5 protein-coding genes and 1 pseudogene are annotated in these 7,229 nt (G+C 67.8%); 2 read left to right on the forward strand and 4 right to left on the reverse strand.

The annotated features are described in order from the left end of the window. Nucleotides 1-136 precede the first annotated feature (136 nt). Nucleotides 137-877, forward strand: coding sequence for a hypothetical protein (locus K2Z83_RS03040; RefSeq protein ID WP_220593704.1), 741 nt, complete (start codon nucleotides 137-139; stop codon nucleotides 875-877). Here K2Z83_RS03040 and K2Z83_RS03045 read toward each other — a convergent pair whose 3' ends face one another. The 4 genes from K2Z83_RS03045 to K2Z83_RS03060 form a co-directional block, all read right to left on the reverse strand. Beyond that, a complete protein-coding gene (locus K2Z83_RS03045) occupies nucleotides 878-1,531 on the reverse strand; it encodes an AAA family ATPase (RefSeq protein ID WP_220593705.1) in 654 nt (217 codons plus the stop codon). Nucleotides 1,532-1,584: 53 nt separating this feature from the next. Continuing rightward, nucleotides 1,585-3,180, reverse strand: coding sequence for a DHA2 family efflux MFS transporter permease subunit (locus tag K2Z83_RS03050; protein WP_220593706.1), 1,596 nt, complete (start codon nucleotides 3,178-3,180; stop codon nucleotides 1,585-1,587). A 246-nt stretch (nucleotides 3,181-3,426) separates the two neighbouring features. After that, nucleotides 3,427-4,149: an HlyD family efflux transporter periplasmic adaptor subunit gene (locus K2Z83_RS03055; RefSeq protein ID WP_220593707.1), complete on the reverse strand. Its 723-nt coding sequence runs from the start codon at nucleotides 4,147-4,149 to the stop codon at nucleotides 3,427-3,429. Between the two features lie 40 nt (nucleotides 4,150-4,189). Continuing rightward, complete coding sequence (locus K2Z83_RS03060; RefSeq protein WP_220593708.1) at nucleotides 4,190-4,675, reverse strand: MarR family winged helix-turn-helix transcriptional regulator; 486 nt, start codon at nucleotides 4,673-4,675, stop codon at nucleotides 4,190-4,192. 388 nt (nucleotides 4,676-5,063) lie between these two features. Here K2Z83_RS03060 and K2Z83_RS03070 point away from each other — a divergent pair. Beyond that, nucleotides 5,064-7,229, forward strand: a pseudogene (locus K2Z83_RS03070) (efflux RND transporter permease subunit); the annotation flags it as partial.

Consider the following 7,229-nt stretch of genomic DNA (forward strand, 5'->3'; position numbering starts at 1 on the left):
GCAGCCGCCATGACACACCTGGCTGCCAAATGACACTGCTGCTGCGCCCCTCTGGCGGCACCCCAATAGGAGCAGCCGCCATGACACACCTGGCTGCCAAATGACACTGCTGCTGCGCCCCAACAGGAGAGACCCCATGAACACCATCCGCCTGATCCGCGCGCTCGGCCCGCTGGACGCCCGCAGCGTTGTGCGCGACCCGCTGCTGCGCTGGGTGATCATCCTGCCGCTGGCCTTCGCCCTGGCCCTGCGCGGGGCCATCCCGGCCCTGCTGGCCCAGGCGCTAGCCCGGCTGCCCTTCGTAATCGACGTCGGCCCGCACTACACGCCCCTGATGAGCTACGCCCTGCTGCTGATGGCCCCGATGCTGGCCGGGGTGGTGATCGGCTTCCTGCTGCTCGACCTGCGCGACGACGGGGTGCTGGCGGCCCTGCGGGTCGGCCCGCCGCGCCTGCGCGGCTACCTGCTCTACCGGCTGGCCCTGCCGACGCTGGTGGGCTTGCTGCTCACCCCGGCGCTCTTTCTGGTGGCCGGGCTGCCGGCCGGCGGGCCGGCGGGATTAGCCCTGGCCGCCGTCGGCGCGGCCCCGGCGTCCGCGCTCTACGCCCTGCTGCTGGGCGCGATCGCCCAGAACAAGGTGCAGGGCATCGCCCTGATGAAGCTCTCGGGGCTGCTCTTCATCCTGCCGGCCCTCTCGCGCTACCTGCCCGCGATCTGGCAGCTGCCGCTGGCCCTGGTGCCGACCTACTGGCCAGCCCGGCTGCTCTGGGCGCTCCAGGCCGGCGCGCCCGAGGCCTGGCTCTACCTGATCGGCAGCCTGCTCTACCCGCCGCTGATCTGCGCGCTGCTGCTGCGCCGGATGGAGCGCCAGGGCTGATCACGCGCGCACACCCTCGGCGACGCCGAGGGCGCTCGTGCGCCACGCCTGCGCGATCAGCGCAACCACCTGCTCGGGCGTGAGCTGCGCGGTGTCGATCATCAGGTGGTAGTGGTCGGCCTCACGCCAGTTCGCATTGTAGAACTGCTTGATATAGCGCGCGCGGTCGTGGTCGCGCTGGGTGATGCGGCGCTCCGCCTCGGCCTGACTCACCTTCAGGCGCCCCATGATCGTCGTCACCCGCCGCTCCATGGGCGCGTACAGCCCCACGTGCATCACGCCCGGCCAGCCGGCCAGCGCGAAGCTCGCGCCGTGCCCGACAATGATCACCTTGCTGCGGCGGGCGGCGGCCTCAATCACCTGGCATGTCACCTGGTGGTAGAGCGTGTCGTCGATCGGCGCAGGCGCGACCTCAGCCGACGCCGCGCCCCCGGCCAGCTCGCCGGCGGCCCAGAGCATGGTCATGGCCCGATCCAGCAGCCCGGCCATCCGCTCATCGTGCGCGTCGGCCATATCCTCGGCGATATGCAGCTCGTGAGCCACATCGCGCACGATCTCCCGGTCCACATAGCTGAAGCCGAGCAGCTCCGCGAGCTTGCGGGCGATGTCGCGCCCGCCGCAGCCCATCTGGTACTCAATGGTGATCACAGTCATGGGTGGTTGTCCTCTGTATATTGGCGAAGACTATGCAGCAGGCGCACAGCCCTCTACTCCATCATCATCGGCTCGGCCTTGGCGACCGGGCCAGCGCGGCGCTGGGCCGGCCGCAGCAGCAGGGCGACCAGCCCGCCGCAGGCCACGATGGCCGCCGTCAGCAGGAAGGCGTCGTGGAAGGCGAGGATGGTCGCCTGGAGCCGCACCTGAAGCCCGACGACGCGCAGTGCCGCCGCGTATGCCTGGAGCGACGATAGGCCGCGGCTCTGGTAGAGCGCGGCCAGCTGGCCGATCACCTGCCCCGTCGGCGAGGTCGGCGTCACCCGCTCGGCGAGGTGCGCGTAGTGCAGCGGCGTCTGGTTCTGCACATAGGTGGAGAGCATCGCGGTGCCGAAGGCCACGATCACCTGGCGCAGCAGGTTCAGCAGCGAGGTCGCGCGGGCCAGCGCCTCCCTCGGCACATTATAGAGCGTGACCACCTGCGCCGGCTGGAGCGTGAAGGAGAGCGCCACGCTGCGCCCGATCAGCCAGAGCTGGAGGGTGAGGGGGGGGGTCTGGAGCGACAGGTGCGAGAGGGCGAAGCTGGTCAGGGTCAGGGCGATCACCCCGACGATGATCACCGGCTTGGCCCCCAGCTTATCTACCAGCAGGCCGCCGATCGGCAGCATAAAGGCGGTCAGCAAGGCCGAGGGCATCAGCACCAGCGCGGCCTGCACGGGGGTCAGGCCGCGCAGGCTCTGGAGGAAGATCGGCAGCAGGAACAGCGCGCCGAACAGGCCGATCTGGAGCGTCCAGGTGAGCAGGTTGCCGAAGGTGAAGTTCCAGTCGCGGAACAGGGTCAGGTCGATCAGCGGCGTGGATGTGCCCAGCTCGACGATCACCAGCAGCGTGAGGCAGAGCAGCCCGAAGCCCATAAATCCGCCGACGGTGAGCGACTGCCAGCCCTTGCTGCCGGCCTCGGCGATGCCGTAGACCAGCGAGGCGAAACCCAGGGTCGAGAGGATCAGCCCCGGCACATCGAGCGGGCGCACCACCGGCGAGCGGCGCTCGCGCAGGATGAACATGCCGACCAGCACGCCGACGATCCCGATCGGCACATTCAGGTAGAAGATCAGCCGCCAGTCGGCGTACTCGATGATGAAGCCGCCGATGGTCGGGCCGAGGGCTGGGGCGAGCAGGATCGGCACGCCCAGCGTGGCGGCAGCACGCCCGCGCTCGGCGGGCGGGAACTCGGCGTAGATCTGAGCGGTGGCCAGCGGCATCAGCGCGCCACCGCCCAGCCCCTGCAAGATGCGCGCGAAGATCAGGCTCTCCAGGTTCCAGGCGAGCCCGCAGAGCGCCGAGGCGGCCACGAACAGCCCCGACGAGATCAGGTAGATCCGCTTGATCCCGAAGCGGTCGGCCAGGTAGCTGAAGATCGGGATGCTGACCGTCAGCGCCAGGGTGTAGCCCGTCGAGACCCACTGAATGCGGTCGAGGCTGGCCCCGAAGACGGCCTGGAGCTTGGAGATCGCGATATTGACGATGGTGGAGTCGAGCACCGAGGTGAAGATGCCGAAGATCACGGCGATCACCACCAGCCACTTGTACTCCAGGCCGAACAGCCGGCTATCGTCCGCCCCAGCAGCTAACACGCTAGCGTTGCTCATAGAAGCCTATCCAAATATATTGCAGTACCGCAAAACTCGCCCTGTGCGGCGTCGCCCGGCGGCTGAAGCCGCGGGCTATGGTCTGCGAAGGCCGCCTGCGCGGCCTCAGGCAGGCCGCGCAGGCGGCCTTCGTTGGACAAGAGCCCGCCCGTTTACGGGCCGGGCACGCGCAGGGTGACAGGGTGAGTTTTGCGGTATTGCCAAATATTGAATTCAACATTCAACACTCAACACTCAACATTAGCACTAGCGGTGGATGCGCACATTGGCGTTCTCGCCGGGGTAGAGCTGTGCGCCCCCGGTCGTCTGGAGGGCGATGCGAACCTCGACGCGCTGGGTGACCTTGGTGAAGTTGCCGGTGCTGCGGTCGGACGAGGGCAGCAGGGCGAACTGGCCGGCGGTGGCCGGGATCACCTCGCTGACAGTGCCCTGGTACGGCGTGCCGCCGGTGGCGTCCACCGTTATGTCCACCAGCTGCCCGGCATGCACGGCGTCGATCGCGGTCTCATCGACATAGGCCGTGATCCGCAGGTGGTCGAGGTCGGCCACATAGGCCAGGGGCAGCGCCGGGCTGACATTCTGGCCCTCGTGGGCGTCGACCCGCAGCAGGGTGCCGTCGATCGGGGCGATCACATTGTAGGAGGAGACGCTGGCGAGGCCGGGCGTCGTCCGCACAACGCCGATCACCTCGCCGGCGATGACGTGGCTGCCGGGCTGGGCCTTCCAGATCACCAGGGTGCCCGCGCCGGGCGAAGTCACCGACTGCATGGTCGCGTCCACCAGCGCGTCGTCGGTGGAGATGTAGAGCGTGGCGTCGCGCCAGTAGCGAAAGCCGACGGTGCCTGCGATCACAAGTGCGATCAGCAGAACGGCGCCGAGGGCCAGCTGACGCCCGCCGAGCCGCCGCGCCCGCTTCGCCGGTGTCGCTGCGGCAGAGGTTTGCTCAGCGCCTACGGTTTCAGTTGCCATAGAGTCCTCATCCTCGGGGTTTTGCAGAGGGTGGAGTATATTACTTCGACGGTGTCGATGTATTGGCAGCCGTCTGGTTCGCCCGCAGGATCGCGCTCAGGCCGCGCACAAGCGCCGCGAGGTCGGCGATATCGAGGCGGCCAAGCAGCGCGTGGATGTGCTCGCGCCGGCCCTGCTGGAGCGCCTCGATCAGCTCCGCGCCGGCCGGCGCCAGCTGCACCATCGTCCGCCGCCGGTCATCCGCGTCGGCCACCCGCTCCACCAGCGAGATGCTCTCTAGCCGGTCAACCAGGTGGCTGACAGTGGACTGGGTGACGCCCAGCACCTCGGCCAGCCCGTTCACCGTGAACGGCCCCCTGCGCGCCACCACGAACAGGGTCTTAAACTGGGCCATGGTCAGCTCAAGCTGCATCCAGCGCGGGATTGCCGTGTTCTGCAAGGTCAGGAACAGCTGGCGCTGAAGCTCAAAGACCGTCTCGATCAGGTCGGCCTTGGGGTCGGAGAGCGGATGTGGCTCGGGCGGCATTGTCCGGCTCCCTTATCTTAGACAAGATTGCAGATTGTAGATTGCAGATTGCAGATTTGGTGCAGAAGAACGCTATTCACGGCATCAAACTGTAAAGCAACCTGAAATCTTGTCTTACGCTGATAGCGCCAGATATATCGGCTATCGGCTATCGGCTATCGGCTATCGGCTATCGGCGGCAGCGCCTTATTATATGCGCGACTTCTAATATTTTGCAAGCCGTTCATATTGACAACATCGAAATATATGTTACGCTCTTGGCGAACGACGCCATCTACGCTCGCCATAAGGTTGCCGGTCTATGAGTAGCACCCGTCCCAAAGAGCGGCTGAAGGGCATGCCGATCTCCGACGTCGCCATCCAGCAGCCGGTCTTCATCACCATGATGATGCTGCTGGCGATCGTGATCGGCCTGCTGGCCTACCGCTCGCTGCCGGTCAACAACCTGCCCGACTTCTCGATGCCGATCGTCTCGGTCGCGGTGACCTACCCCGGCGCCGGGCCGGAGACCGTCGCCCAGCAGGTGGCCCAGCCGATCGAGGAGGCGATCAACACGATCAGCGGGGTTGATACGATCAACTCCACCGCGAGCGAGGGCATCGCCCAGATCATGGTCACCTTTGGCGAGGGCGTCGATAGTAGCCAGGGCCTGCAGAACGTGCGCGAGAAGGTGAGCGCCGTGGTCCCGCGGCTGCCGCGCGACACCGGCGACCCGATCTACCAGCAGTTCGACGTGGGCGCGCTGCCGGTGCTCCAGCTGGCCGTCTCCAGCGACGGCTCGCTCTCGCCGCTCCAGCTGCGCCAGATGATCGACGACGCCTTCGTCCCCGCGATCCAGCGCATCGATGGCGTCGGCTCGGTCACGGTGAGCGGCGGCTAGGCCCGCCAGATCAATGTGCTGCTCGACCTGGAGCGGCTCAGCGCCTACCAGGTGGCCCCCTCGCAGATCAGCGCATCGATCCGCAACGCCAACACCAACCTGGGCCTGGGCAACGTCGACACCGGCGACCAAAACATCAGCCTGCGCGCCCCCAGCCAGATCACTGGGGCCGAGGATATCGCCAAGCTGCCGATCACCGGCACCCGCTACACCGTCGGCGATGTGGCCCAGGTGGTCGACGGCGTGACCGACACCAATCGCCACGAGCGGCTGAACGGCCAGGACGCGGTCAGCATCAGCGTGGTCAAGCAGGCCAAGTCCAACACCGTGGCCGTGGCCGACGCCGCCCACGCCGAGCTCGACCGGCTCTTCGCCGCCCACCCCGAGCTGAAGCAGATCATCACGCTCGACCAGTCGATCCAGGTCAACCAGTCGGTCTCCAGCTCGCTGGAGGAGATGATCCTGGCGATCATCGCGGCGCTGCTGGTGGTGCTGTTCTTCTTCCGCGACCTGCGCAACACCCTGGTGACGATGGCCGGCCTGCCGGTGATCCTGATCCTCACCTTCGGCGCGCTGGCCCTCTTCGGCATCACGATCAACATCATCTCGCTGCTGGCGCTCTCGCTCTCGGTGGGCCTGGTGATCGACGATGCGATCGTGGTGCGCGAGAACATCTTCCGCTATATGGAGCGCGGCTACTCGGCCCGCCAGGCCGCCAGCCGGGCCACCGCCGAGGTGGCGCTCTCGGTCGTGGCGATGACCCTGACGGTCGTCGCGGTGTTCCTGCCCGTCGCCCTGACCACCGGCATCACCGGCTTTATCTTCAAGGCCTTCGGCCTGACGGTGGCCAGCGCCATGCTGCTCTCGCTGGTCGAGGCGTTCACCTTCGCGCCGATGCTCTCGGCCAACCTCTTCGGCAGCCAGCGGGTGACGCACCACGGCCACCAGGCGGTGTCGGATGACGCGGAGGGGGGCGACCCCGACGCCGCGCCGGTGGACGAGGCCAGCGATGAGATCGGCTGGCTCGGCCAGGGCTACGAGCGCGTGCTGGCCTGGAGCCTGCGCCACCGCCTGATCCTGCTCGGCCTGGCCGCCCTGGTGCTGGTCGCCAGCATCGGCGTCGCCTCGGGCATGAAGGTGAACTTCCTCTCCTCGCAGCTGACCGAGACCTTTGTGGTGGGCTTCGAGCTGCCGCCGGGCAGCTCGATCCAGCGCACCGACGCGCTGGCCCGCCAGGCCGAGGCGCTCATCCAGGCCGACCCCGACGTGCTGGCGGTGCAGGCGTCGGTGGGCGGCACCGGCACCCCCGAGCGCGGCTCGCTGACCGTGCGCACACACAGCGTCGCGGTTGCCGAGACCGTGCGCGAGCGCCTGCGCCCCCAGCTGGCCTTCCTGCCGAACCTGATCTACAGCGCCCAGAGCTTCTCGGGCATGGGCGGCACCGGCGTCACCGGGCGCAACATCCAGGTGAATGTGCGCTCGGCGCTGCCGGCCTCCGAGCTGGCCCCGATCGCGGCGCAGATTGAGGCCGCGGCGCGCACCATCCCGGGCATGGTCGATGTCGGCTCGACCTACCAGACCGGCCGGCCGGAGGTGCAGTTCTTCGTCGACCCGGTGCGCGCCGGCCAGCTCGGCATCACCAGCAACGACCTGGCCTCGTCGGTGCGGGCGCTG

Source organism: Oscillochloris sp. ZM17-4 (assembly GCF_019599295.1).
Classification (GTDB): domain Bacteria; phylum Chloroflexota; class Chloroflexia; order Chloroflexales; family Chloroflexaceae; genus Oscillochloris.

Coding starts and splice junctions, on each gene's coding strand:
- K2Z83_RS03055 (WP_220593707.1), bottom strand. CDS start 4,149: ATGGCAACTGAAACCGTAGGCGCTGAGCAAACCTCTGCCGCAGCGACA.
- K2Z83_RS03040 (WP_220593704.1), top strand. CDS start 137: ATGAACACCATCCGCCTGATCCGCGCGCTCGGCCCGCTGGACGCCCGC.
- K2Z83_RS03045 (WP_220593705.1), bottom strand. CDS start 1,531: ATGACTGTGATCACCATTGAGTACCAGATGGGCTGCGGCGGGCGCGAC.
- K2Z83_RS03060 (WP_220593708.1), bottom strand. CDS start 4,675: ATGCCGCCCGAGCCACATCCGCTCTCCGACCCCAAGGCCGACCTGATC.
- K2Z83_RS03050 (WP_220593706.1), bottom strand. CDS start 3,180: ATGAGCAACGCTAGCGTGTTAGCTGCTGGGGCGGACGATAGCCGGCTG.